19 protein-coding genes are annotated in these 25,343 nt (G+C 71.0%); 4 read left to right on the top strand and 15 right to left on the bottom strand.

Translation table 11 applies throughout. The features are described from left to right. Positions 1 to 178: 178 nt before the first annotated feature. Together ACZ4SW_RS17070 and ACZ4SW_RS17065 are read right to left on the bottom strand one after the other, a co-directional pair. On the bottom strand, positions 179 to 1,015 hold the full coding sequence (locus ACZ4SW_RS17070) for an alpha/beta fold hydrolase (RefSeq protein ID WP_468243450.1): 837 nt from the start codon (positions 1,013 to 1,015) through the stop codon (positions 179 to 181). Next, positions 1,012 to 1,596, bottom strand: coding sequence for a TetR/AcrR family transcriptional regulator (locus ACZ4SW_RS17065; RefSeq protein ID WP_468243448.1), 585 nt, complete (start codon positions 1,594 to 1,596; stop codon positions 1,012 to 1,014). Before ACZ4SW_RS17065 ends, ACZ4SW_RS17070 begins: the two co-directional genes overlap by 4 nt. 174 nt (positions 1,597 to 1,770) lie before the next feature. Here ACZ4SW_RS17065 and ACZ4SW_RS17060 point away from each other — a divergent pair, with 174 nt between their 5' ends. Continuing rightward, a complete protein-coding gene (locus tag ACZ4SW_RS17060; protein WP_468243445.1) occupies positions 1,771 to 2,211 on the top strand; it encodes a GNAT family N-acetyltransferase in 441 nt (146 codons plus the stop codon). Between the two features lie 39 nt (positions 2,212 to 2,250). On the opposite strand, the gene ACZ4SW_RS17055 is transcribed toward ACZ4SW_RS17060, so the two are convergent. The 11 genes from ACZ4SW_RS17055 to ACZ4SW_RS17005 all read right to left on the bottom strand — a co-directional run bounded on the left by ACZ4SW_RS17055 (position 2,251) and on the right by ACZ4SW_RS17005 (position 16,866). Further along, entirely contained in the window at positions 2,251 to 3,051 is an 801-nt protein-coding gene (locus ACZ4SW_RS17055; RefSeq protein ID WP_468243785.1) for an ABC transporter permease, read from the bottom strand. Between the two features lie 8 nt (positions 3,052 to 3,059). Next, entirely contained in the window at positions 3,060 to 3,863 is an 804-nt protein-coding gene (locus tag ACZ4SW_RS17050; RefSeq protein WP_468243443.1) for an ABC-2 family transporter protein, read from the bottom strand. Then, a complete protein-coding gene (locus tag ACZ4SW_RS17045) occupies positions 3,863 to 4,900 on the bottom strand; it encodes an ABC transporter ATP-binding protein (protein WP_468243440.1) in 1,038 nt (345 codons plus the stop codon). Before ACZ4SW_RS17045 ends, ACZ4SW_RS17050 begins: the two co-directional genes overlap by 1 nt. Further along, complete coding sequence (locus ACZ4SW_RS17040; RefSeq protein WP_468243782.1) at positions 4,897 to 5,982, bottom strand: MFS transporter; 1,086 nt, start codon at positions 5,980 to 5,982, stop codon at positions 4,897 to 4,899. Before ACZ4SW_RS17040 ends, ACZ4SW_RS17045 begins: the two co-directional genes overlap by 4 nt. 89 nt (positions 5,983 to 6,071) lie before the next feature. Beyond that, on the bottom strand, positions 6,072 to 8,933 hold the full coding sequence (locus tag ACZ4SW_RS17035; protein WP_468243438.1) for a glycoside hydrolase family 2 TIM barrel-domain containing protein: 2,862 nt from the start codon (positions 8,931 to 8,933) through the stop codon (positions 6,072 to 6,074). Positions 8,934 to 8,960: 27 nt separating this feature from the next. Continuing rightward, positions 8,961 to 9,830 carry a carbohydrate ABC transporter permease gene (locus ACZ4SW_RS17030; protein ID WP_468243436.1) on the bottom strand — a complete coding sequence of 290 codons (870 nt, stop codon included), beginning with the start codon at positions 9,828 to 9,830 and terminating at the stop codon, positions 8,961 to 8,963. Then, positions 9,827 to 10,798 (bottom strand): carbohydrate ABC transporter permease, encoded by a 972-nt coding sequence (locus tag ACZ4SW_RS17025; protein WP_468243433.1) that lies wholly within the window; start codon positions 10,796 to 10,798, stop codon positions 9,827 to 9,829. Before ACZ4SW_RS17025 ends, ACZ4SW_RS17030 begins: the two co-directional genes overlap by 4 nt. A gap of 20 nt (positions 10,799 to 10,818) precedes the next feature. Next, positions 10,819 to 12,084 (bottom strand): ABC transporter substrate-binding protein, encoded by a 1,266-nt coding sequence (locus ACZ4SW_RS17020; RefSeq protein WP_468243431.1) that lies wholly within the window; start codon positions 12,082 to 12,084, stop codon positions 10,819 to 10,821. Between the two features lie 238 nt (positions 12,085 to 12,322). After that, a complete protein-coding gene (locus ACZ4SW_RS17015; protein WP_468243429.1) occupies positions 12,323 to 14,203 on the bottom strand; it encodes a glycoside hydrolase in 1,881 nt (626 codons plus the stop codon). A 19-nt stretch (positions 14,204 to 14,222) separates the two neighbouring features. Continuing rightward, the gene (locus ACZ4SW_RS17010) at positions 14,223 to 15,482 is read right to left on the bottom strand and encodes an ROK family protein (RefSeq protein ID WP_468243427.1); all 1,260 of its coding nucleotides are present in this window, start codon (positions 15,480 to 15,482) and stop codon (positions 14,223 to 14,225) included. A gap of 139 nt (positions 15,483 to 15,621) precedes the next feature. Then, on the bottom strand, positions 15,622 to 16,866 hold the full coding sequence (locus ACZ4SW_RS17005) for an FAD-binding protein (protein WP_468243424.1): 1,245 nt from the start codon (positions 16,864 to 16,866) through the stop codon (positions 15,622 to 15,624). A gap of 249 nt (positions 16,867 to 17,115) precedes the next feature. Between ACZ4SW_RS17005 and ACZ4SW_RS17000 the strand changes: the two genes are divergently transcribed. The 3 genes from ACZ4SW_RS17000 (at position 17,116) to rsgA (ending at position 21,530) form a co-directional block, all read left to right on the top strand. Next, positions 17,116 to 18,462 carry a radical SAM protein gene (locus ACZ4SW_RS17000; RefSeq protein WP_468243422.1) on the top strand — a complete coding sequence of 449 codons (1,347 nt, stop codon included), beginning with the start codon at positions 17,116 to 17,118 and terminating at the stop codon, positions 18,460 to 18,462. Between the two features lie 215 nt (positions 18,463 to 18,677). Further along, positions 18,678 to 20,174: a cellulose binding domain-containing protein gene (locus ACZ4SW_RS16995; RefSeq protein WP_468243420.1), complete on the top strand. Its 1,497-nt coding sequence runs from the start codon at positions 18,678 to 18,680 to the stop codon at positions 20,172 to 20,174. Between the two features lie 243 nt (positions 20,175 to 20,417). Further along, positions 20,418 to 21,530 (top strand): ribosome small subunit-dependent GTPase A, encoded by a 1,113-nt coding sequence (gene rsgA / locus ACZ4SW_RS16990; RefSeq protein ID WP_468243418.1) that lies wholly within the window; start codon positions 20,418 to 20,420, stop codon positions 21,528 to 21,530. A 140-nt stretch (positions 21,531 to 21,670) separates the two neighbouring features. On the opposite strand, the gene ACZ4SW_RS16985 is transcribed toward rsgA, so the two are convergent. After that, positions 21,671 to 23,977: a glycosyl hydrolase family 95 catalytic domain-containing protein gene (locus ACZ4SW_RS16985; protein WP_468243415.1), complete on the bottom strand. Its 2,307-nt coding sequence runs from the start codon at positions 23,975 to 23,977 to the stop codon at positions 21,671 to 21,673. A gap of 104 nt (positions 23,978 to 24,081) precedes the next feature. Continuing rightward, positions 24,082 to 25,062 (bottom strand): helix-turn-helix domain-containing protein, encoded by a 981-nt coding sequence (locus ACZ4SW_RS16980; RefSeq protein WP_468243413.1) that lies wholly within the window; start codon positions 25,060 to 25,062, stop codon positions 24,082 to 24,084. Positions 25,063 to 25,343 lie beyond the last annotated feature (281 nt).

Genomic DNA, 25,343 nt, shown 5'->3' with positions numbered 1-25,343 from the left:
GACCCAAGGTCAACCTCAACCGTGATCTGGCTCATAGTCACTTTCCGGCGGTGGTCGAGGGCGCCTGGACAAGTGCTTCGATCACACCGGTCGGGGCGCCATCGCCAGGGTTTCCTCACCCGGCCAGGCCAGGCCGCTACGAGAACCGGACTTGACGCCGTCGCACAACTCAGCGACATCACTCTCCCGTGGAAGCGGGCGCTCTCCATGCCGAGCTACGGGCGCTCTCGCTACTGACCGACAAAGCCACGATGCGCGCGAACGCCTCGGGGTGCTCCGCCACGCCGACATGGCCGCCGGGGAACTCGGCGAACGTGGCCCCGGTCGACTCGGCCGCCGTCGTGGCCGTCCGATGGAGGAGTCCGCCGCGGGAGTCGGCTCCCGCGCCGAGTGTGAGACGCGTGGCGACGGCCTTCAGGGCGGTCACGTCCGGTGCGTAGGCGGTGAACGAGGGCAGGACGCGGGTGAGGAAGAGGCCCATGGGGCTGGTCAGTTGATCGCCCGGCGCGGGCGGTTCGGCCTCTGCGGGATCGGCGGGCGCGGGACCGTCCGCCAGCACGGCCGCCAGCCTGGCCCCGGCCGCCTTCAGCCCGGCCGCGCGGTAGGTGGCGGCCACTTCCGCGAACATCGCCCGCTGCCGGGCCGCGTCCGGCAGCACCTCCACGACGGGCGGCTCGTGCGCGACCACGTGCCGCAGACGGTCCGGGTGGCGGGCGAGCAGGTCGAGGACCGCGATACCGCCGGAGCTGAAGCCCACGACGTCCGCGGACTCCCCCTCGGGTACGACGGCTTCGAGCACTCGGCGCGCTCCGTCGCTCCAGTCCTCGACCCGCTGCGGCTCGACGGGCAGACCGAGGCGGCCGTGGGCGAGGCCGAGCGGGTCGTAGGTGACGACGGTGAAGCGGTCGGCGAGGTGGTCCGTCATCCGCTCGAGCCCCATGGGGTGCCCGGCGCCACCGGGCACGACGAGCAGCACGGGACCGTTGCCGCGCACGTCGTAATGCAGGTCGGTCATCGGTTCTCCGTCTCCTCGCGGGGCCAGCGCGTGAGCGTCACGTGCAGGGCGTCCACGGCCTTGTCCCAGGACTTCTCCACGTCCCTGGGCGCTCCGAAGCCGCCGACGGCCTCCAGGGCGCAGTAACCGTGGAAGGTGCTGCGCAGCAGGCGCACGGCGTCGGTGAGGTCGGGTTCGTGCAGGCCGTAGGCGCGGAGCATGCCGTAGGTGATCTCGGCGGTGCGGCGCAGGGCGGGGGAGTCCGCCACCAGGGCCTGGTCGATGCGGATCTGGGTGGCCGCGTACCGGCCCGGGTGCCGGTGGGCGTACTCCCGGTAGGCGCCGGCGAAGGCGGCCAGCGCGTCCTTGCCGGCGCGTCCGGCGACGGCGGCGGCGATGTGGTCGATCATCTCGCCGCCGGCCAGCAGGGCGAGACGGGTGCGCAGGTCCTGGAGATTCCTGACGTGCGAGTACAGGCTCGCGTCCTTCACGCCGAAGCGGCGGGCCAGCGCCGACACGGTGACGTTCTCGAAGCCGACCTCGTCCGCGAGGTCGGCTGCCGCCGCGACGATTCGCTCGACGGTGAGCCCTGCACGGGGCATGGAGGCTCCTTACCTAGGGGTCCTAGGCAGAAGCCTAGCCACACCAGTCTCGCCTGGCGAGCTCCGCGAACTCGGACCAGGCCGGCCGAGGCCGGCGGAAAGGCCCGTACACGCGGACTTCGCCACGTGGCTTTCGTCGTACGGGACGGCATGATGTCTGCCAAGATCGCCGGTATGTCTGAGCAGATTCGCACGGCACACGTCACCGACCTCCAGCAGGTGGTGGCCGATCATCCGCGTTACTGGGGCGAGCGCGATCTCCGGGACCTCCACCTGCTCGCACTGGTCCAGGAGTTCCCCTCGACCTGCCTGGTGGCCACGGCGGGGGACGACATCCGCGGTTACCTGATCGGGTTCGTCACCCCCGAACGCACCGGTTACGTCCATCTGATCGCCACCCGGGACGACGCCCGCGGCACCGGCCTGGGCCGCAGGCTCTACGCCGCCTTCACCGAGGCGGCCCGTCAGCAGGGCGCCGAGCGGCTGAAGGCGATCACCTCGACGGGCAACGCGGGGTCCATCGCCTTCCACCGCAGCCTCGGCTTCGACGTGGCCGTGGTGGACGACTACAACGGGCCGGGAGAGACACGCGTGGTGTTCTCGCGTCCGCTGTAGGGCCGCCGGTCCTGCCGTCGGCTCCCGGCGTTCAACGCGTCATCCGTTCACCCCCGTGTAGTGCCGCAGGCTCCACCGCCACAGCAGCCGCGCCCCCAGATACGCCAGCAGCCCGAGCAGTGGTGAGGCCGCCGTCAGCCAGTACGGGGCACCCGTGGAGTGGCCGTGGCCCGTCAGGACCGCTGCCGGGAAGTACGCGACGAACGCGAGCGGCAGGCCGAAGGTCAGGAAGCCGCCGACCGCCCTCGGCAGGACGTTCAGCGGGTAGCTGCCGAACGTGCCCAGCAGTTCCTCCAGCCACAGCCCCCAGTAGTCGGCCGCCGGGAACCGCAGGGACGCGCACGCGACCACGGTGAACAGGGCCGCCTCCAGGAGCATGCCGCCGAGAACGGCCGCGACCAGGTACGTGATCCTGCCCGCCGTCCAGTCCAGGTGGCTGCGTCCGAGCGCGCCCGCCATCAGGCCCGCCGCCACCGTCAGGTCACCGATGGCGTTGGTGGGGAAGAACTCCAGTTGGACCTGGCGGTACACGGGTAGGGGACGCAGCAGGTACGCGTCGATCTTGCCCTCCTGGATGCGCCGGCCGAGTTGGTGCACCCGGCCCTGGAGCAGCACGAACAGGCCGTGCGCCAGCATCCGCGTCGCCGGGATGAGGAGGACGTCCGAGCTGTCCCAGCCGCCCATCCCGGTGAACCGGGTCAGCAGCACGGTGGCGAACACGATCACCGACACCTGCCAGACCGCACCGATCGCGATCATCATCAGGAACTCGGTGCGGTACTCCAGTTGGGCGCGGAAGTTGAGACGGGTGATCCGCCATGCGATGCGCAGCGCCTTCACCGACACGGTCAGCCTCCCTGGGAGATCACACGCCGGGCGGCCCGCCGCCACAGCAGCCGGGTGAACAGGGACAGGGCCACCACCCACCCCGCCTGTACGGCCAGTTGGACGCCCGCGTCGGACAGCGGGATGCGGCCCACGTACAGGGACAGCGGCACGCTCAGCGTCGCCTGGAAAGGCAGGAAGCCGCTCAGGGTGATGAACCAGTGCGGGAAGAACCACAGGGGCGCGTACACGCCGGACAGCAGGTTCTGCGCGAAGAGCAGGATCAGCATCGCCGCGCCGTTGCGCAGCGTCCAGAAGCACAACTGGTCGATGACCAGCAGCACGTGGTAGAGCACCCACTGGCCGAGCAGCAGGCTCAGCGCGAACACTCCGGCCACCGCGGCCGACTTCGGGGGTTCCACCACTCCGGCCGCCAGGCAGACCGCATACCCGGCCAGGGCCCAGGCCAGACCGTACAGCCGCTCTCCGAGGGCGCGCAGCGCGTAGTAGCGCTGAGGCGGCAGCGGGCGCAGGTACCAGTAGACGATGGTGCCGTAGTGCATGTGCTGCATGACGGAGTCGCGGCCCGCGAACTGGTCCAGTTCCCGCAGCCGGGAGGCCAGGACCGCGAGCACGGCGTAGGTGACCGTCTGGCCGCGGTCCAGCCCGGCGGTCGTGCCGGTCGCCTGGTACAGCCCGCGCCACAGCGACGCCACCAGCACCACCTGCACGGTCAGCCGCAGCAGGGCGGCCGTGATGCGGGGCGGGGTGTGCAGTTCGCCGAGCGGGGTGACCCGGGCGGCCCGCCAGGCGTGCAGGACGGCCATCAGACGCCCTCCGCCTGGAACTGGGCCGGGGACGCCGTCTCGGAAGCGGCCTGGACGTAGGCCGCGCGCATCACGTCCTCCAGGTCCGCCTCGTCGATCCCGAGGTCCGTGACCTCGTACCGCTCGATGATCTGCTTCAGCGCCTGGTGGACCGTCGGTGCGCCGGACGTGCCCGGCCCGAACACGACCTGCGGGCCCTCCCGCCGCAGCAGTGTGATCCCCGGCAGCGGTTCGACCGTCGCGTGCGGGTCGGCGAGGGTCGCCCGCACCTGCCACGTCGAGCCGAACCTGCGGCGGATCTCGTCCAGCGTGCCGTCCAGCACCAGCCGCCCGTGGTTGATCAGCACCACCCGCTCGGCCAGCCGCTCGACCTCCGTCATGTCGTGCGTGGTGAGCAGCACGGTCCGGCCGCGCTCCTCCACCTGGTGCCGCAGGAACTCCCGCACCTGTTCCTTGACCACCACGTCCATGCCGATCGTCGGTTCGTCGAGGAACACCACCGGCGGGTCGTGCAGCAGCGCCGCCGCCAGGTCGCAGCGCACCCGCTGGCCGAGCGAGAGGTGCCGTACGCGCGTGTCCCAGAAGGAGGACAGGTCCAGCAGTTCGTCGAACTCCTTGAGGCGCGCCGCGTGATCGGCCTTCGGCACCTCGTAGATGTCGCGCAGGATCGCGAACGACTCGCGCACCGGCAGGTCCCACCAGAGCTGGGTGCGCTGACCGAACACCGCGCCGATGTTGCGCGCGTTGCGTTCCCGCTCCTCGTACGGCACCACGCCCGCGACCCGCGCCTCGCCGGACGTGGGGGTGAGGATGCCGGTCAGCATCTTGATGGTGGTGGACTTGCCGGCGCCGTTCGGGCCGAGCAGGGCGAGCAGTTCGCCCCGCGCCACGTCGAAGGTGATGTCCGTGACGGCGTGCTTGGTGGCACGCTCGGGGTTGACCAGGGACCGCAGCGCGCCCGCGAAACCGGGGCGGCGCACGGTGGTGCGGAAGGAGCGGGTGAGCCCGCGGACCTCGATCTGACTGGCGCCACTCACTCGACGAACCTCCGGGTCACTTGGATCAGCCATACGGTCGCCGCGAGCGAGGCGGCGGACAGTGCCATCAGCAGCCAGGGAACCGCGTGGATGCCCGAGGCCTCGATGCCGACGCCCAGCATCGGGGGAGCAGCCACCCCGCCGACCATGGAAGCGGCGATGACCCAGGCGCCCGCCCGCTTTGCCTGCGGAAGCGCTCTGTTCAGCCAGGGCAGGCCGGTCGGGAAGACCGGTGCGATGAACAAGCCAACACCCGCATACGCCACCGGCGCCACTCCTTTTACGAGCGCCGCCGTCAGGCAGGCGGTCATGCCGGCCGCGCACACGGTGAGGATGCGTTCGGGGGCGTACTTCAGGGTGAGCGGGACGACGAGGAAACGGCCCGCGGTCATCATCAGCCAGTACACGGAGGTCGCCGAGGCGGCCGCCGTCGCGCTGTAGCCGACGGTTTCCAGATGGGTGGGTTCCCAGCCGCCGACACCCGCCTCGACGCCCACGTTGAGGATGTACAGGGCGAGGAAGCCCACGAGGATCCGGGACGGCCCCAGCGACCCGGACGCCTTCGAGGTGGACGCCCTGGGCGGGGTGTCGGCCGGCTCGGTCCGTACTCCCCTCGTGCACGGGACGAGCACGGCCGCCAGTGCCGCGCACGCCCCGTACGCGTACGCGTAGTGCCCGGGGCCCGTCCACGCGACGACCGCCGGGCCGAGCACCGCCCCGATGCCGAAGTGCGCGTTGAGCACGTTCAGCATGGCGGTGGAGCGTTCGCCGAAGCCGACCGCGAACAACTGGTTGAGGCCGTAGTCGATGCCGCCGAAGCCGAGGCCGCCGAGGAAGGCGGCGGCGAGGGCGAGCGGCCAGTTCGGGGCGAGCGCGAAGCCCGCGCCGCCCGCCGCCATCAGCCCGTAGCCCGTCCCCAGCAGCGCGCGGTTGCTGATCCGGGAGTGGACGGCGTTGAAGGCGAGGACGCCCACGACCCCGCCCGTGAAGTGCAGGCTCAGACCGAGTCCGGCGCCCGACGGGCCGAGGCCGAACTCCGCGCGCAGCCCGGGGACCGCGGGACCGTAGAGCGCCTGGAGCATGCCGATGAGGACGAAGCCGACGCACGACGCCGCCGCGGCCGGACGACTGAACAGCCGCCCGGCCGCGGAGGTCCTCAGGACCGTGTCCGTCAACCGACCTCCGACCACACGAAGGAGAACTCCGCCGGCTCCGCCCGCAGGAAGTACTGCGGCAGCGGGCCCGGACCGCACGACTGCGAGCCGATGCCGTGCAGGCCGTGATCGAGGTTGACCCACACCGTGTCCCCGGGCGTGAGGTCGGTGCGGTGCCGGGCGGCGTCCAACTGCTCCGTCGTCCAGCGCCGGGCGCTGAAGAAGAACTCCGGATCGCCCTCGACGCGCAGCCCGCCGATCTCCGCCCAGCGCACGTCGGCGCGGGCACCGTTCTCCTGCGGGCGCACGTACGGCGTCTGCAGCGCGTCCACCGTGGACTCCCACCGGCCCAGCCGCGACGCCGACCTGGTGTCCGGGTAGGCCTCGCCGGGACCGCCGCCGAACCACGTGACCCGGTCCGCCGTGCCGGACAGCCCGAACCGGATGCCGAGCCGGGGCAGCGGCACCGTCCAGTCGCCCTCGGGCGTGACGGACACGGTCAGCCGCAGCCTCTCGCCGTCCGACGTCCAGCGGTACACGGTGGCGAGGCCCACCTCCCAGGCGGCGGGCGCCACCCGGGTCCGCACGGTCAGCGACTCGTCGCCGACCTCGACCGCGTCCAGACGGTGCCGCATCCGGTGCAGGCCGAGCTTGCGCCACATCAGGCCGTAGCGCAGGTCGGTCTGCCACTCCGCGCCGTCGTCGTTGTCGGTGGTGGCCCGCCACACGTCCAGGCGCAGCCCGGTCACGTCCACGCCGCCGACGGCCGTCAGCGCGCCCGTGCGGGCGTCGAAGGTACCCGGGCCGAGGGTGACCCGGCCATCGGCGAGGACGGGAGCCGCGCCCGCGGCGACCGCGACCGGCGGGCGCCCGGACACCGGGAACTGGCCCCACGCCACCTGGTGGCCCTTCGCCCCCCACGCGGTGTCCGCGGCCAGCACCGCCCGCACCGTCCACTGCGTCTCACCGCCGCGCACCTCGGGCGGCTCGGGCAGCTTGACCTCCGCGGACTCTCCGGCCGGGAGCGACGGCACGGACAGCGAGCCCGACTCGACGGTCTCGCCGTCGACCTGGAAGGACCACTCGAAGGCGAGCGCGGACAGGTCCGCGAAGTCGTGGACGTTGCGGATCCGCACGGTACCGCCGTCGCCCTCGCCCTCGATGCGGACCGGCTCGATCACCTTCTTGAACTCCACGAGGCCCGGCGACGGCTCGCGGTCCGGGAACAGCAGGCCGTCGCAGACGAAGTTCCCGTCGTGCAGCTCCTCCCCGAAGTCGCCGCCGTAGGCGTAGCCCAGCTCCGGGTGCTTGATGCCGTGGTCGATCCATTCCCAGATGAAGCCGCCCTGGAGGCGGTCGTAGGACTCGAACAGCCGCTGGTAGTCGGCGATGCCGCCGGGGCCGTTGCCCATGGCGTGCCCGTACTCGCAGAGGATGAAGGGAAGGCCACGCCGCTTGTGGGTGCCGCCGTCCAGTTCGCGGCCGATTCTCTCGACCTCGGCGTGGCTCGCGTACATCCGCGAGTACACGTCCGTGTCACGGCAGTTGATGTCACCCTCGTAGTGCACGAGCCGCGAGGAGTCACGTCCGTGGATCCACTCGGCCATCGCGGTCAGGCCCCGTCCGGTGCCGGCCTCGTTGCCGAGGGACCAGATGACGACCGATGGGTGGTTCTTGTCCCGCTCGACCATACGGGCGGCGCGGTCGAGCAGTGCCGGGGTCCAGCGGTCGTCGTCGACCGGGTTGTCGCGCCAGGCCTGCTCGACGAAGCCGTGGGTCTCCAGGTCGCACTCGTCGACGACCCACAGACCGTACTCGTCGCACAGGTCGAGGAAGGCGGGGTGCGGCGGGTAGTGCGAGGTGCGCACGGCGTTGATGTTGTGCCGCTTCATCAGCAGCACGTCCTCGCGCATCGTCTCCAGGTCGAGGGCGCGGCCCCGCTCCGGGTGCCACTCGTGCCGGTTGACCCCCTTGAAGAGGACCGGCCTGCCGTTGACCTTGATCAGGCCGTCCTCGAGGACGACCGTCCGGAACCCGATCCTGAGCGGCACGCGCTCGCCCTCGGTGGCCAGCACGCCGTCGTACAGCGTCGGCGTCTCCGCGGTCCACGGCTCGACGGCCACGGTCACGGACTCGCCGGTGGCGACATCGATGTCGAGGGCGGGCACGGTGACCCGGCCGTCGACGTCCGAGTCGACCCGCAGCGTGCCCTGGCCGGTCGTGTGGTCGTAGGAGGCGTGCACGAAGAAGTCCAGGACGCAGCCCGCCGGACGGTGCAGCAGGGTGACGTCCCGGAAGATGCCCGGCAGCCACCACTGGTCCTGGTCCTCGAGGTAGGAGCCCGCCGACCACTGGTGGACCCGGACCGCGAGCACGTTCCCGCTCGGCTTGAGCAGGTGACCGACGGCGAACTCGTGCGGCAGCCGCGAGCCCTTGAACTCCCCGATGTCCGTGCCGTTCAGCCAGACCCGGGCACAGGACTCGACCCCGTCGAAGCGGAGCACCGCCCCGCCGTCCGACGGCCAGTCGGACGGCAGGTCGAAGACGCGCAGGTGGTCACCGGTCGGGTTCTCGGTCGGCACGCGCGGCGGATCGACCGGGAAGGGGTAGAGGTGGTTGGTGTAGATGGGGGAGCCGTGCCCCTGGAGGACCCAGTGGCCGGGGACCGAGACCTCCGCCCAGTCCCCTGCGTCGTATCCGGGCTCGGCGAACGCGTCGTCCTCGGCGTCCGCCGTCGCCGAGAGCCGGAACCGCCAGGCGCCGTTCAGCGAGAGGGCCGCGGCGTCCGAGGACGCGTACCGGGCGCGGGGCGGCAGGGCACCGCTGCCCGGGGAGACGTCCTCGACGTAGTCGATGGGGGAACGGGTGCGGAAAGACATCGGTCTCCAGGTCGTGAGATGAAGGCGTCAGCCCTTGATGCCGGTCTGCGCGATGCCCTGGACGAGCCAGCGCTGCAGGAACAGGAACACGAGCACCAGGGGCAGGATGGAAATGGCCGTGGCCATGAAGATCAGATGGAAGTTGACGGTCTGGTTGGTCATGAACGAGGAGAGCGCGACCTGCACGGTCCAGGCGCTCGGGTCCTGGCCGATGACCAGCGGCCACAGGAAGGCGTTCCAGCCGCTGATGAAGGTGATCGTGGCCATCGCGGCGAAGAAGTTCAGCGAGTTGGGCACGACGACCCGCCAGTACGCCCCCCAGATGGACAGCCCGTCCACGCGCGCCGCCTCCTCCAGTTCCTTGGGGAACCCCAGGAAGTACTGCCGGAAGAGGAAGCAGGTGAAACCGCTGAACAGGCCCGGGATGATCAGGCCGCGGTACGTGTCCACCCAGCCGAGCGACGAGACGAGCACGAAGCTCGGCACGAAGGTGACGGCCGTCGGGACCATCAGTGTCGCCAGGACCGCGTAGAACACCTTGTTGGCGTGCCTGTAGGGGATGCGGGCGAGGCCGTAACCGGCCAGCGAGCAGACCAGGAGGGTGCCGACGGTCATCAGGACGGCGACGACCAGGGAGTTCACCATGGAACGGCCGAAGTCGACCATCTGGCTGTCGAAGAGTTCGGAGATGTTGCCCCACTGGAAGGACGGGAGCCACTTCCAGTTCTCGCCCGTGATCTCCGGGTCCGTGGACAGGGCGTTGCGGACGATCAGGTAGAAGGGGATCAGGAACAGCAGGGCGGCGAGGCTCACGGCGACGTACAGTCCCGTGTTGCCGAGGACGCTCCCGCGCTTCACAGGCTGCGGCTTGCCGGCACGAGGAGTGGTGGTGGTCACTGGGAGTCCTCCCCCCTGCCGAAGCCCATGAGCTTGCCCTGGAACAGGGTGACGACGCAGATCAGAATCGACAGGATGACCGCGCCCGCGCTGCCGGCGCCGTAGTCCTGATCCGTGCCGAGGGCCGCCTTGTACAGCTCCATGAGCGGTGTCTGGGCCCAGGTCGCCTTGGTCGTGATGATGTTGAAGAACTCGTCGAACGCCTGGTAGGCGGCGATCAGCAGCAGCAGGATCACCGCGGTCGAGGTCGCCCGCAACTGGGGCAGCGTGATGTACCGGAAGGTCTGCCAGCCCGGTTTGGCGCCGTCGAGGGCGGCGGCCTCGTACAGCTCCGACGGGATGTTCTGCAGCGCCGCGAGGAACAGGATCATGTAGAAGCCCGACTGGATCCACAGGCGCAGGGTCAGGATGACCAGCCAGTACCAGGGCGGGCTGGGGTTGGCGAGCCAGGCGATGTTGTCGACGCCGAACCAGCCGAGGACGGTGTTCGCCATGCCGAAGCGGACGCCGCTGAAGATGGACATCTTCCACACCAGCGCCGCGGCGACGTAGGAGACGGCGGTCGGCAGGAAGAACACCGACCGGAAGAACGCCCGCATGAACCGCATCCGGTGCACCAGCAGCGCCAGGCCCAGCGACAGCGCCCACGTGGTCGGCACGATGAACACGGCGAACACGGTGAACGTCAGCAGGGAGTCGGGGAAGTTGCTGTTGGTGAGGATCTGCTTGTAGTTGTCGAAGCCGATGAAGTTGCTCGGCGTGACGGTGTACCGGGCGTCGAAGAAGCTGAGGTAGAAGCTCCAGACGATGGGCACGAAGACGAAGACCGTCAGGCCGATCAGGAACGGCCCGGTGAAGAGCCAGAAGTTGAGGGTGCTGTTCGACCCCAGGCCCCGCCTCGGCCGGGCCGTGGAGGCCTGGGCCGGGGCGGGGGGCTGGGCGACCCCGAGCTTGGTGGTGGTCGACATGTCGTGGATCCGTCCGCGGCCTATCCGAACAGCTTCTTCAGCTCGACGTTGACCTTCTTGTCGCAGGCGTCGAGCGCCGCCTCCGGGTTCCCGTTCTTGCGGACGGTGTTGGCGATGACGTCGTTGAACGCGGTGATCATGGTCTGCGTCCAGCGGATGTTGTCGAAGTGCCCGTAGGTGTTGAACAGCTTGACGCTGTCAGCCGCGGCGCCCGACTTCAATTTGTCGGCCTGTGCGGCGATCGAGGCGCGCGGCGGGATGTGGAAGCCGTAGGAGGTGGCGAAGTCGGCCTGGTACTGCTTCTGGTCGATCCACAGCCACTTCACGAACTCCTTGGCCGCGTCGACGTGCTTGCTCTTGGCGTTGACGAACATCGACCAGCCGCCGTTGTAGACCGACTGCTTGCCGTTCGATCCGATCTTCGGGAACGGGAAGACGCCGAAGTCGTCCCCGAGCGCCTGCTGCGTGGCGGGCATCCCCCACATGCCGCCCCACTGGATCGCGCACAGGCCCTGGTTGAACGCGGAGGGGTCCCAGAAGTCGGCCGGGGCGTCCAGCAGCAGGTGGCCGCTGGTGAACAGCGTGCGGAGCTTCTTCAGGCCCTCGACCACGCCGTCCGTGTGGTAGGCGATCTGGTTCTTGTCGTCGAGGGTGTCGGCGCCGGCCGACCAGATGAGGTTGTTCTGGATCGGGGTCAGGTCGTTGCCGAGGAAGAGGCCCTTGACCTTGCCGGTGGTGAGCTTGGCGGCGGCCTCGATCAGCTCGTCGAGTGTGGTCGGAACCTGTACGTTCGCCTTCTCGAACATCGACTTGCGGTAGAAGAAGAACTGCGGATCGTCGATCATCCGGACGCCGTATATCTTCCCGTCGACCGTGTGCGACTTGATGTCGGCCGGGTTGAAGTCGCTCTTGACCGGGTCGACGATGTCGGTCAGGTCGGCCACCTGACCGCTCTTGACGAGCTGGATCTGCGGGTGGAACTCGAAGACGTCGGGGGCCTGCGCGGTCAGCAGGGCCGAGAACAGCTTGGACTCGAAGTTGTTGCCGGTGATCCACTGCATGGACACGTTGGCCTTCTTGTAGGCCTTCTGGTAGCGCTGAAGGGCCTGCTGGACGCCCGGCTCCCCGTACGCGTGGTAGTACTGCACGAGGTTCGTGCCCGAACCGCTGCCGCCCCCGCGGCCGTTGTTGCTCCCGCAGGCGGAGAGCGTGCCGGCGGCGGCCAGGCCCGCTGCGGCCTTCAGGAGTGATCGGCGGTCCCAGTTGCTGCTGCTCGTTGCCGACATGCTGACGTCCTTGTCTCGAAGCGCGGCTGCGGCTCTTGCGGCTCAGCGCGAGGTGGTTCAAAGGAGGTGCGCTGCGGGACGTTAACCTTCGGCTAAGGCTTCGGCAAGGGGTTGAACGAAGCCTGCGTGAAACGTTGCCTCCGGTTCGGCATCACGAACAAGGGAGGGCCGGGGACCGGGGTGAGGGCCGCCGGGTCAGGGGTGCCGGCGGCCCTCGGTCCGAGGGGTTACCGCGGTGTCACTGCCTCGTCCAGGCCTCGTTGGAGCCGCCGTTGCAGCTGTACAGGATCACCGTGCTGCCGTCGGCGGTCGCCTGGCCGCTGACGTCCAGGCACTTCCCGGACGCCTCGTTGACGATCTGTCCGTTCGCGTTGAGCAGCCACCGCTGGGCGGCGTCACCGGTGTACGCGGAGGCGGTCGTGAGTCCCGAAGTCCCCGCGGTCAGATAGCCGCCGGCGCCCTTCAGGGTGCCCTCGGCGCCGTACGACCAGGACTGTTCGGACCCGCCCGTGCAGGTGTCGATGGCGGCGCCCGAGGCGCCCGCCGTCAGGCACTTGCCGGACTGCACGCCCTTCCAGGCGCCCGTCACGGCCGTCGTGGCGTGCCCGCGCTGGTCGAGGACGAACGTGGTGATCGAGCGCGCCGCGAGCGTCGTGGAGACCGTGGAACCGCTCACGTCCGGCTTCGCGACCGAGGCCCAGTTCTCCGTGGCCGACGTCCGCACGGCCTTCTCGGCCCGCACCGGCGCCTTGCTGTTGAAGTGCAGGTCCAGTGCCGTGTCGGTGGTGTTGTGGTTGTTGACCACGACCACCCACCTGCCCTTGTCGTCGTACGTCGTCACCTCGACGCCGCTCGGCGCGCCCGTCACGTTGTGCGCCACCGAGCCCGGCCGGACGAACTTGCTGTACTGGCCGAGGGCGTAGTACCGCTTGGTGAAGTACAGCTTCTGGTTGCCGTCGGTCGCGTAGTCGGGGTCGTAGTAGATCAGGCCGTCGTTCCAGCCCTGGTCGTTCTTCGCGGTCGGGTCGCCGCCGTAGCCGCTGGCCAGGGCCACCCACCACTGGAACGCCGAGTCGTGTGCGGTCGCGAAATCCTGGTAGATGATCCGCGACATCAGCAGGGCGTTGTCGATGGTCGGGTCGTACTCCTGGTTCCAGCCCGTGGAGCCCTTGCCGAAGCAGCAGATCTCCGTGGCCCAGGGGTTCTTGCCCACCGCCTTGGACGTCTCGTAGACGTCGGCGAGCTGGCCGTCGTCGGGGTTGTTGTACGTGTGGTGGGCCAGCTTCGACACGTAGCGGGCGGTGTCCGGCTGTGAGATCCACTGCGGGAGCTCGCCGGTGAACTGGGTCGTCTTGCTGGACTCGTCCGCGATGATGCCGGTCTTCTGGTGCCGTGCCCGCTGCTCGGCGCCCAGCGCCCGCACGATGTCGTCGCGCTGGTCGACGGGTACCGGCATGCCTTCCTGGCCGCAGTCGGCGAAGCTGTTGTCCGGCTCGTTGAAGGGGCTGATGTAGTCGAGCTTCACGCCCTGCCGCGCGAAGTGATCCGTCACGTCGGCTATGTACGCGGCGAAGTCGGCCTCGTTCTCGGCCTTCAACTGGCCGCCGCAGCTCTTGCCGTTGGTCGTCCACTGGGCGGGGGCGCTGTTGACGAAGCCGATCAGGTCCCTCACGCCGTACTTCGCGGCGTACTTCAGGAACGTCCGACCGCCCTTGTCCTTGCTCCAGTCGTAGGTGCCGTCGGCGTAGAGGAAGTCCTCGGCGGCGCGTGCCGGGGTGGTGACGGCCACGCCGCCCCCGCCGATGTTGTAGCGGTACGAGCTGAGGTCCAGGCCCTCCTTCGAGAAGAGCAGCCCGGCCACCTTGGCCTGGACGGCCGGCGAGAAGTGCTGGAGGTCGTTGACCCACCAGGCGCCCGAAGCGCCGATGTTGTCGATGGTCTGGGCCGCGTGGGGGGAGACCTCGGCCGCCGAGGGGAGTCCCCCCCGCTCGGGCGAAGCCGGGAGATCGGGGGAGCCGGCGGCGCCTGCGGACGGGGCGGACATCAGGGCCCCGGCGACAGCGAGTACGGCTGCGGCTGTCGCGAGGACCGGTCTGCGGGGGGAACTGGTGCGCGTCAACAGTGCATCCCTTCCGTCGTCATGAAGGTGGTGCGGTACGGCTCCTTGCGGGGGTGGTGCGTCTGGCGGTCTGCGCCTGCCCTCTGCTCACCGACTGCAGCGCGCCCTCCAGGGCGAAGGTCGCGGCTCCGAGGCACACCGGGTCGGTGGGGATGGGGGACAGGACGATCTCGGTGGCGGCGAACGGCCGCTTCAGGGCGTGCCGGGCGACGGCCTCGCGCACCTCGTTCAGCAGCGGCTCGCCGAGCGTGGCCGCGACCCAGCTGCTGAGCACGACCACCTCCGGGTTCAGCAGGTTGACCAGGTCGGCGATCCCGGCGCCGAGGTAACGGGCGGTGTCCCGCACGACCTTGAGCGCGACCGGGTCCTGCTCGGCGACCCCGCGCGCGAGGGCGTCGATGGTGGCGGTCTGGTCCTCGGGGTGCAGCAGCGGGCTCTGCGGGCTCAGCTCCCGCAGGTTCAGCATGATGCCGGGCGCGCCGACGTACGTCTCCACACAGCCGTGGTTGCCGCAGTGGCACAGCCGCCCGTCCAGCACCAGCGTCGTGTGGCCCCACTCGCCGGCGCTGTTGCTGACGCCGCGGTGCAGGCCGCCGCCCAGCGCCAGCCCGGCGCCGACGCCCGTGCCGAGATTGACCACCACGGCGTCCCCGCGCCCGCGGGCCGCGCCGAACCACAGCTCGGCGACCGCGCAGGCGCGCAGCGGGTTGTCCAGGTACAGCGGGTAGGCGATGTGCTCGGCGAGCAGCTCGATCAGCGGCACGTCGTGCCAGTCCCAGTTCGGGGCGTACTCCGACACGCCCCGGTCGCGGTCGACCTGGCCCGGGACGCTGACGCCGACGCCGAGGACGCGGGCGCCCTCCACCCCGGCCTGGGTGACGACCGAGCCGACGGCCGCGGCGACGTGGGCGACGACCTGCTCGGGCCGGTTCTCGCCGGGGCGCATGTCCTCGTCGGCGCGGGCGAGCATGTTCAGCGCCAGGTCGAACAGCTCGACCCGGACGTAGGTCTCCGCGATGTCGACGCCGATGAGCGCGCCCCCCGAGGCGTTGACCGCGACCAGCCCGCGCGGCCGTCCGCCCGCCGAGTCCTCGAACCCGACCTCGGTGAGCATGCCGAGGTCCAGCAGCTCACCGACGAGGGTGGCGACCGTGGCCAGGCTGAGCCCGGTCGCCGCCGCCAGCTCCTGACGGGAGGTGGGGGAGCGGGCGATGATCTGACGCAGCACCTCGTAACGGTTCGCTGTGCGGATATCGCGTGAGGTGCGCTTGGCCGTCACGTCCCCGATCCTCCCCGGTCACGGCGAGGCCCTCGTGCCTCGGCGCGGCAGGAGCCTATGCCCGGTCCGTGCTTTCTACAAGGGGTTAGGAAAGGGGGTTTATGAAGTCTCCCTCGGACCCGTCGTGTCGCGGAATGTCTCAGAAACCGAGTACATCCCGCACGAAGGCGTTCCGGAACGTGCCCGCCGGGTCCAGCTCGGCCGCCAGCGCGGCGAAGTCACCGAGCCGCGGGTAGCGCTCGCGCAGCTCCCCGGCGGGCACGGTGAAGACCTTGCCCCAGTGCGGCCGCGCCTGCAAACCGTCCAGCGCCTCCTCGACCCGCCGCACCACCGGGAGCACGGCCGTCGTGTCGTCGACCCAGGTGAAGTGCAGTGCCACGGTATCGGCCCCGTAGGCGGGGCTGAGCCACTGGGCGTCGGCGGCCACCGTCCGCACCTCGCAGGTCTGCAGCACGGGCGCGACCGTCGCCCGGATCGCGTCCAGGGCGTGCAGCGCGTCCAGGGCGTAAGGGCGCGGCAGCAGGTACTCGGACTGCAGTTCGGCGCCGCTGCTCGGGGTGAAGTCCGCCCGGAAGTGCGGCAGCCGCTCGTGCCAGGGACCCGGGACGCCGAACTGCTCGGTGCAGTTGACCGCGGGCATGCCCGGCACCGGGTGCATCGCCTCGGTGGCGGGGGCCGCCCACGGGAAGTCGGGCAGCGGCTGGTCGGTGCGCCGCTTCAGCCACACCTGCCGGAAGCCCGGGGCGCGCCAGTCGGTGAACAGGCTGACGCTGTACGCCGCCGCCGCGACGGTCTCGTAGTCGAGCCCCGCCAGCGGCAGCTCGGTGAAGACATGCTGTTCGACCTCGTACGACGGCTCCAGGTCCAGGGTGAGCGCGGTGACCACGCCGAGCGCGCCCAGCGAGGTGACGGCGCCGTCGAAGCGGGGCTCGCCCCGGGAGATCCGCAGCGTCGACCCGTCCGCGGTGACCAGCTCCACCTCCCGCACGGCCGAGGCGAGCGAGCCGTTGCCGACGCCCGAGCCGTGGGTGCCGGTCGCCACCGAGCCCGCGACCGAGATGTGCGGCAGGGAGGCCATGTTGTGCAGCGCGAGCCCGTGGCCGTGGACCACCCGGGCGAGCTCGGCGTACCGGACGCCGCCGCCGACCCGCACCGTGCGGGCCGCGGTGTCGACGTCCACCTCGGCCGGCAGGGCGGCGAGCGAGAGCAGGACGCCGTCGGCGCCCGGTTCGGCGATCTCGTTGAACGAGTGCCCGCTGCCGAGCACCCGCACGGCCGCGCTGTCCGCGACGAGCGAGCGCAGCGCGTCGAGCGAGTGCGGGCGGTGCAGTTCCTTGGCGGCGTAGGTGATGTTGCCCGCCCAGTTGGTCACGGTCCCGGTCATCCCGTCGTCCCTCCCCAGTTCCAGTGGCTACCGGAATCCCAGCCGAAGGACCCCGGGCGATCAAGCCCGTTCCTGCGGTTCCTGAGCCCGTTTCCCGTGACCGGTGGAGCGTCGGTGCGCCACGAACGGGCGGAAAGGCAGCAAAACAGGTCAACGCGCGCGTCGTGCGGGGCCCCGGCACCTTCGGCCGTGCGCCGGAGGCATACCGTGAGGAGTCGAGCCACACACGCCGGGAACGAGGAGAACGGGATGGGTGACAGTCGCACCGCGCTGGTCGAGGACCTGATGGAGCGGTTCCCGCACGTGCCGCGGGAGGCCGTCTTCAAGGAGGACCTGCTGCGGGGCGGTGTCGCCTTCGACCGGTCCGCGCTCAGCGACAACGAGGGCGGCGACGTCAAGCCGAAGTCGTACTTCATCTTCTCCTTCGACCACGGGACCCTGCCCGAGCTGGGCGAGGCCGCGCTGCGCCGCCCGCCCGAGGAGATCATCCTCACCGGCGGCCCCTACGACCTGCGGCGGACCGTCGTCTCGGTCCGCGTGAACCCGTCGTCGCCGTACCGGGTGGCCGCGGACGAGGAGGGGCTGCTCGGGCTCTACCTCGACGGGCGCCGGATCGCGGACGTCGGTGTGCCGCCCATGCCCGAGTACTACCGGCACACCCTCTCCAACGGGAAGTCCGTGATGGAGGTCGCCCCGACCATCCAGTGGGGCTACCTCATCTACCTCACCGTCTTCCGCGTCTGCCAGTACTTCGGCGCCAAGGAGGAGTGCCAGTACTGCGACATCAACCACAACTGGCGCCAGCACAAGGCGGCCGGGCGGCCGTACACCGGGGTGAAGGACGTCGAGGAGGTCCTGGAGGCCCTGGAGATCATCGACCGCTACGACACCCAGAAGGCGTCCACCGCCTACACGCTGACCGGCGGTGCGATCACCAAGACCGTCGCCGGCCGTGACGAGGCCGACTTCTACGGCCACTACGCCAAGGCCATCGAGGAGCGCTTCCCGGGCCGCTGGATCGGCAAGGTGGTCGCGCAGGCGCTGCCGAAGGACGACGTGCAGCGGTTCAAGGACTACGGCGTCCAGATCTACCACCCCAACTTCGAGGTGTGGGACCGGCGGCTGTTCGAGCTGTACTGCCCCGGCAAGGAGCGGTACGTCGGCCGGGACGAGTGGCACCGGCGGATCCTCGACTCGGCGGACGTCTTCGGCGCCCGCAACGTGATCCCCAACTTCGTCGCGGGCGTCGAGATGGCCGAGCCCTTCGGCTTCACCACGGTCGACGAGGCCATCGCCTCCACCACCGAGGGCCTGCGCTTCTTCATGTCACACGGCATCACGCCCCGCTTCACCACCTGGTGCCCCGAGCCGACGACCCCGCTCGGCAAGGCAAACCCGCAGGGCGCGCCGCTGGAGTACCACATCCGGCTGCTGGAGGCCTACCGCGCCACCATGGACGACTTCGGGCTCTCCTCGCCCCCCGGCTACGGCCCGCCCGGCCCCGGCCGCGCGGTGTTCTCCGTCAGTTCGTTCATGGACAGTCTCCCGGCGGACGAAGTCGTGGAAGAAGGGGCCGAAGCGCCGTCGCATGCGTAACAATGCGATCACGTGCCCCGCGGGCTGAGTCGTGGCGGGGCCGTGACCGTACAACTCCACAGTGCGCAACCGCCGACAGCGGCATTTGAATACGCCGCTTGTCAGTTGTGTGGGAGCCGTGAAAAGCTCTGGGCCTGTCGCGAGACGACCCTCAACTCCCCGTGTTCTCAGGCGAGTTGGCATTGCTTGTGGAAGCAGTTGACGCAGGAGCCCTCATGCCCGACCTGCCGACCCCCCAGGACGCCGCCGAGGCCGCACTGTTCTCGGAGTGCTGGGACGCGGTCCTGTCGTACGCCGACCTGTGCACCTCCGGCTCCACCGTCGGCAGGCAACTGGCCACCGAGGCCTTCTCCCACGGCGTCCAGGAGGTCCGCGCCGCCGGGGCCCAGGGCAGGGCCACCGGGCGCCGCGTGGCGAGGCTGCCCCGGATCCCCCTGATGCTGACCGCGGTGCGCACCACGGCCGCGGCCTGGGAGGCGGAGGGCAGGGGACACCACCTCGACCCCGACCTGCGCCTGTGGCTCAACTCCGACAAGGCCGCCCGCTACACCGGTCCGCCCCTTCAGCGCCCGCTGGCCCTGCGTGCCCTGAAGGACATGCAGGAGCCGGACGCGGCCCTGCTGTGGCTCGCGGAGGTCGAGGCGCTGCCGCTGCCCGACGTCGCCCGCCGGCTCGGCCTGGATCCGGCGGCCGCCGCCGAGGAACTCGCCCAGGTGCGGGCCCTGTTCCGGGACCGCTGCCAGCGCAACCACCTCGACACGCCCATGGACCCCGGCTGCCGCAGCTACGCCCGGCTGCTCGACGCGGTCACCCGCTCCTCGGGCGCGGAGACCCCGGAGGACCTCTCCCGGCACCTCGCGACCTGCGTGGAGTGCGCGGAGGCGGCGGCCTGCCTCCGGCTGCACGGCGGCGGCACGCCCGCCGCACTGGCGAGCGGGGTGATCGGCTGGGGCGGGCTCGCCTATCTGGAGCGCCGCCGCCGGGCGGCGGAGGCCGGACTGACCGGCGGGCGCGCGGACGCCGGGACGGACCGGGGCATCGCCGTGGGCGGCCAGGCCCGGCCCCGGATCGGCCGGGCCGGGATCCTCGCCGCCGCCGTGATCGTGTCCGCGCTCGCCCTCACCGTCTCGCTGCTGCAACTCGGCAGTCCGGGCGGAGAGGACACCGCCGCGGGCAGTGACGTGACCGGCCAGTCGATCACCGCGCCGGGGCTGTCCTCGCCGCCCGGCGGCCCGTCCCCCGGCCACGGCACGACCGGCGCCTCCGCGGCCTCCCGCCCGGTCCGCTCCCCGGGCGCGACGCGGAGCGCGGACTCCGACACCGAACCGCAGGGCACGTCCACGAGCCCGGTGGACGAGCCGCCCACCGCCTCCGCCCCCGACAAGGCCACGCCGTCGACGTGTCGGGTGACGTACGAGGTGGTCAACCAGTGGCCGGAGGGCTTCCAGGCCACCGTCACGGTCACCACGACCAGGGCGCTCACCGACTGGCGTATCCGCTGGACCTTCCAGGACGGCCAGCGCATCACCCAGATGTGGGACGGCACCTACACCCAGGACGGTGCCGAGGTCACCGCGAAGGCCGCCGACTACAACAAGCAGGTCGCCGCGAACGGCACCTTCGCGGTCGGATTCCTCTCCTCCTGGCACGGCGGCAACGCGCGGCCGCGCGCCTTCACGGTGAACGGGGCACCCTGCACGACGGCCGGCTGAGCCGGCCGGGAAAACGTGCCGGAGGACCGAACCCGCCGGGAAATGTGTTGGCGGGCCGCCGAGGTGCCGGGCTAGGGTGGCGACAGCTTCGAGCCGAGAAGGAGGTGTTGACCGATGACTGTCTTTGCGATGGGCGCTGCCCGCACTCAGGAACTCATCAAGTCCACCTCCGCGGCCACCGGCTGACACCTCATCACCCGCGCCTTGCGCGCCCGCCGGGACCGCCCTTGTGAAGGGTCTCCCTTGACTGCTCCGTCTGCTTCCTCTGCTTCCTCCGCCTTCTCCGCGCTCGCCCCCTACGGCTGGGACGACGCATGGGCCGGCGCGTTCGCCCCGTACCAGGCCGAAGGGCTGCTCGCCGGTCGTGTCGTCCGCGTCGACCGCGGCCAGTGCGACGTGGTCACCACCGACGGGCCACTGCGCGCCGACACCGCCTTCGTCACCCCGCACGACCCCCTCCGGGTCGTGTGCACCGGCGACTGGGTCGCCGTCGAACCCGAGGGCAACCCCCGCTACGTACGGACGTATCTGCCGCGCCGTACCGCCTTCGTGCGCTCCACCTCCTCCAAGCGGTCCGAGGGGCAGATCCTCGCCGCCAACGTCGACCATGCCGTCGTCGCCGTCTCGCTCGCCGCGGAACTGGACCTCGGCCGCATCGAACGCTTCCTCGCCCTGGGCTGGGAGTCCGGGGCACAGCCGGTCGTCGTGCTCACCAAGGCCGACGTGGTGCCGGACCCGACGACGCTCTCGCACCTCGTCCAGGACGTGGAGACCACCGCGCCCGGAGTGCCGGTGCTGCCGGTCAGCGCACGGCAGGGCGAAGGGCTCGACGTCCTCACCGCCGTCCTGTCCGGCGGCACGTCCGTGCTGCTCGGGCAGTCCGGCGCGGGCAAGTCCACCCTGGCCAACGCACTCCTCGGCGAGGACGTCATGCACGTCCAGGCCACCCGGGAGGTCGACGAGAAGGGCCGCCACACCACGACCACGCGCAACCTGCTCCCGCTTCCGGGCGGGGGCGTGCTGATCGACACGCCCGGGCTGCGCGGGGTCGGCCTCTGGGACGCCGGGAGCGGCGTCGGGCAGGTCTTCTCCGAGATCGAGGAACTGGCCGAGCGGTGCCGTTTCCACGACTGCGCGCACGGCGCGGAGCCGGGGTGCGCGGTACTGGCGGCCGTCGAGGACGGGGAGCTGCCGGTGCGGCGCCTGGAGAGCTACCGGAAGCTGCTCCGGGAGAACCAGTGGATCGTGGCGAAGACGGACGCGCGCGTCCGGGCGGAGCTGCGGCGGGACTGGAGGCGGAAGGGGGCGGAGGGGAAGGCGGCGATGGAGGCCAAGCGGGGCAGGTGGCCGTCTTAGCGACGCGACAGGCAACGTTCGCCCCGTCGCGCTCCTTGACGGGCAGACGTTGCCTGCCGCGGCACTAGCCGCAGGCCGTCATGCCTCCCGGAGCCATGACGGCCCTGGGGGGACCCGCCGTCCACGCACATGACCGGCCGTCAGGCCGGCAGGCCCCAGCGGGGAGCGGTTCCGTTCGGTGGGACGGGCGCGATCGTCAGGTCGGGGCGGTCGCCCTTCGCGGTGATCAGCGCCGAGTCGCCCCTGCGCAACGGGATGCGGATCGTTCCGTCGTCCACCGTCTCGTACCGCAGCGGGCGTCCCCTGCCGTCCCGTACCTCGATCGCGCCCGTCAGGCCGTGTCGTACGACGCAGGGTGCGCCCGCCTCGCTGACCAGGCGCACCCAGCGCGTCACTCCGCCCCGGCGGACGGCGGACAGCAGGAAGGCGCCCTGGGTACGGAAGTCGTGCACGGTGAGATCAGCCCAGGCGGCGGGCAGCGCGGGGAAGACGCGGACGATCCCGCCCCAGGACTGGCACACCATGTCGTGCAGGGACTGGGCCGCCGACAGGGGGGTCTCGATGACCGGGCCCGACTCCTTGTACATGGTGTTGGCCTGGATGAAGCGGGTCATCAGCTCGCCGAGGTACTTCAGCGCGTCCTCGCCCTTGCCGAGCAGCGCGGACATCGAGGCGGCCCCCGTGAAGGTGTAGCCCTGCAGGGCACCCTCGAAGCCGACCCAGTGCGCCAGCGACTTCTCGATGAGGGCACGTTCCTCGGGCGTGCGCCCGGTCAGTTCGTACAGCGGGTAGACCGCCAGCAGATGGGAGTAGTGGCGGTGCGACTTGGCGAACGGGATGTCCGCACCGATCATGAATCCGTTCTCGTCGGTGGGATAGGGCACCCGCCGGGCCAGCACCTCCTGCCAGCGCGGCGCCGACTCGTCGTCGATGCCGAGCAGCCGTACCGACTCCAGGAGCGTACGGCAGCCCCAGGTGAGCAGCATGAGGTCGTAGTTGCAGTCGCGGGAGTCGCCGCCGTACTCCGGTGAGAACGTGGCCGGCAGGTGCAGCCTGCCGTCCGGGCCCGGCTCGAGGAAGTGCAGGTAGTAGTTGACCGCCTTGCGGAGCAGGGGGTAGAGGACGTCGCGCAGGATCGACTCGTCCAGGGTGTGCCGGTAACTGAGCCAGACGTTGTGCAGGGCCCAGGTGAGGTTGCCGACCTCGGGCGTCGGCGGGTCCTGGCCGGGGATGCCGACGCCGTAGCCGGTGAGGGTGCCCGCCGCGCCGTTCACCAGGTGCGGGTCCGTGGTGCGCGGGATGCCGAGCGAGTCCGAGCGGTACTGGGGCGCCACCTCCTTGGCCAGGTTGTCGCGGAACTCCCCGAGCGCCCGCGTCACGGCGTCCAGTTCCAGGTGGTTGGAGCCGTGGATCAGCCAGTACTCCAACTGGACGTTGAGGTTCCACCAGGTGTTGGGCCAGGGTGTGGGCTCCAGCCAGGGGCCGCTCGTCGCCATCACGGGCGCCTCGCGCCGGGCCGCCGAGGCGGCCTTGTAGAGCTGGATCCAGTAGAAGCGCTGGATGCGCGCGTCGGGCAGGGACAGGAAGCTCTTGCGGTAGTAGGCGTGCCACCACGCGCGATGGGTCACCGCGAGGGCGTCGTACGGCAGCAGGGACCCGTCGCGGACCGCCCGCAGCGCCTGGTCCAGTGCCGTCGTCCGCGGGTAGGAGTGCGCCACGTACGCGTACAGGGTGCTCCGTCCGCCCCGTGCGGTCTCCCGCCAGGCCGTCACATGCTGACCGCCCGACAGCAGGGGCTGTACGGCGGCGTGGACGCCGCCGTGTTCGCCGACCTCCGCGGGCGGGTTGCCCTGGTAGCCGTCCGGCAGCGGTTTGAAGGCGGCGCGCGGACTGATCGCGTCGGCCGGGTGGAAGACCCAGCGGAAGCCGCGTTCGCCCGCGCTCGGGGCGACCTCCACGGCGAGCAGCGAGCGGGAGGAGTGCACCAGGGCGCGGAGGGCGAGCGTGCCCCGGTCGGTGGTGACGGTGCCGGTCAGTTCGGCGTCGTGCAGCCCGAGCCGCCAGTCGACGGCGGTGATCGTGCCCACCGGCTCCAGCGTGAAGTACCCGATCGGCAGCCGTGCGAGGCCGAACAGCGAGCCGAACTCGGGGCGGTGGTCCTGGACCTCGGAGTGCTGGACGTTGAACCGGACGGCCCGCGTCTCGCTGCCCGGCTCGGCGTAGATGCCCGAGCCGAGGAAGCCGTTGCCCAGGAACGGGCCCTCGTACCAGGTCGCCGGCATCCGCTGCCACACGAGGTCGGCGTCGTCCAGGACGGTGCGCCAGGGGTCGGAGGTCCCACCGGCGCGATCGGCCGCCGTCGCCCGCGCGGGCAGGCCCCCGGCGAACAGCGCGCCGCCGACGGCGGATCCGGTGGCCAGGACGGTACGTCTGGACGGACTGGGCACGGTTGCCTCCCGGCGGCTCGACAGTCATCGGATCTGTCCCGCGAGAAAACGTAAAGATGAGGTGTCAGGGGGTCAATAGGCAGGGAGAGATCCGATGTGTCGACTCAACTCCGGGCCAGCCAGCCCCGCTCGTACGCCTGCCAGCCCAGTTGCAGACGGGTCGTCACCCCGGTCAGTTCCATCAGCCGTTTCACCCGGCGCTGCACCGTCCTGAGGCCCAGGTCGAGCTGTTTGGCGACACTCGCGTCGGTCAGGCCGGCGAGCAGCAGGGACAGCACCTCCAGATCGGTGCTGTCGGGGCCGTACGGGTGCTGCTCCGTGACGCCGGACGCGCCGAGCCTGAGCGGCAGCGCGTCCCGCCAGACCGACTCGAACAGCCCGGACAGCAGCTCCAGCAGTCCGCTCGCATGGACGACGAGCGCGGCCGGCTCCGCGGTGTGCGAGGTGAGCGGCACCAGGGCCAGCGACCGGTCGGCGACCACCAGCTTGGTCGGCACCGTCTCGACGACCCGCACCTGTTCGTCGCGGCCGAGCGCGGCGGTCAGCTCGGTGATGCCCTCGGGCCGGTCGAGCACCGCCCGCTCCACCACCACCCGGTAGCGGACCCCGCGGCCGGCCGCCTGCTCCTCCGCGTCGTTCTCCACTCCGGTCACGGCGACCGGGTTGCCGGTGACCAGGGCGCACACCTCCTCGGCGGCGCCGAGCTGGAGCTGCAGGAACCGCTGGGCGACCGCGGAGGCGCCGATCACCACCTCGACCAGGTCGTGCACCGCGGGCTCGCAGGCCGCCGCCCGGTACTCCTCGGCGAGCAGTGCGGACGCCAGTTCGGCCTGCTCCAGCTCGTGCCGCTGCCTAGCGAGCAGCGCGCCCAGCGCCACGCCGGGCGGTGCCGCGACCCAGCGGCCGGGCCGCCCCGAGGACTGGGCGGCGAGGCCCTGCCGCTCCAGTCCGCGCAGGGCGCGCTCGGTTTGCTGTTCACCGAGCATCAGCCGCCGTGCCAGATCGGGCACCTCGGCGGCGCCCACGGACACCAGTGCGCGGTACGCGGACTCGAGCGATTCGTCCAGGCCTATCGCTGCCAGCATCGGCTGTTCGTCCCTCCCCGACGACAAGACCGGCGGCGCGGACCGTGGCGGAAAACGGCCACGGCGCAAACCCGCCCGGCGACATCATCGCCGTAGCCCCCGCCCCTCTGCCAAGGTGACGTCGGCGCAGCGCACAAGACGTGACGGGGCTCCGGAGGCGTGCCGGCCCGTCACCCCGGTGGGGGGGGGGGGGGGGGGGGGGGGGGGGGGGGGGGGGGGGGGGGGGGGGGGGTGGGGGGGGGGGGGGGGGGGGTGGTGGGGGGGGGGGGGGGGGAGGGAGG

Source organism: Streptomyces sp. NPDC028331 (genome assembly GCF_055565775.1).
This window is presented reverse-complemented; position numbering and strand designations above follow the sequence as displayed.

What these genes read in the sequence shown, in the direction of transcription:
- ACZ4SW_RS17070 (WP_468243450.1), bottom strand. Translation starts at nt 1,015, where the DNA reads ATGACCGACCTGCATTACGACGTGCGCGGCAACGGTCCCGTGCTGCTC.
- ACZ4SW_RS17065 (WP_468243448.1), bottom strand. Translation starts at nt 1,596, where the DNA reads ATGCCCCGTGCAGGGCTCACCGTCGAGCGAATCGTCGCGGCGGCAGCC.
- ACZ4SW_RS17060 (WP_468243445.1), top strand. Translation starts at nt 1,771, where the DNA reads ATGTCTGAGCAGATTCGCACGGCACACGTCACCGACCTCCAGCAGGTG.
- ACZ4SW_RS17050 (WP_468243443.1), bottom strand. Translation starts at nt 3,863, where the DNA reads ATGGCCGTCCTGCACGCCTGGCGGGCCGCCCGGGTCACCCCGCTCGGC.
- ACZ4SW_RS17040 (WP_468243782.1), bottom strand. Translation starts at nt 5,982, where the DNA reads ATGCTCCAGGCGCTCTACGGTCCCGCGGTCCCCGGGCTGCGCGCGGAG.
- ACZ4SW_RS17035 (WP_468243438.1), bottom strand. Translation starts at nt 8,933, where the DNA reads ATGTCTTTCCGCACCCGTTCCCCCATCGACTACGTCGAGGACGTCTCC.
- ACZ4SW_RS17025 (WP_468243433.1), bottom strand. Translation starts at nt 10,798, where the DNA reads ATGTCGACCACCACCAAGCTCGGGGTCGCCCAGCCCCCCGCCCCGGCC.
- ACZ4SW_RS17020 (WP_468243431.1), bottom strand. Translation starts at nt 12,084, where the DNA reads ATGTCGGCAACGAGCAGCAGCAACTGGGACCGCCGATCACTCCTGAAG.
- ACZ4SW_RS17005 (WP_468243424.1), bottom strand. Translation starts at nt 16,866, where the DNA reads ATGACCGGGACCGTGACCAACTGGGCGGGCAACATCACCTACGCCGCC.
- ACZ4SW_RS17000 (WP_468243422.1), top strand. Translation starts at nt 17,116, where the DNA reads ATGGGTGACAGTCGCACCGCGCTGGTCGAGGACCTGATGGAGCGGTTC.
- ACZ4SW_RS16995 (WP_468243420.1), top strand. Translation starts at nt 18,678, where the DNA reads ATGCCCGACCTGCCGACCCCCCAGGACGCCGCCGAGGCCGCACTGTTC.
- ACZ4SW_RS16980 (WP_468243413.1), bottom strand. Translation starts at nt 25,062, where the DNA reads ATGCTGGCAGCGATAGGCCTGGACGAATCGCTCGAGTCCGCGTACCGC.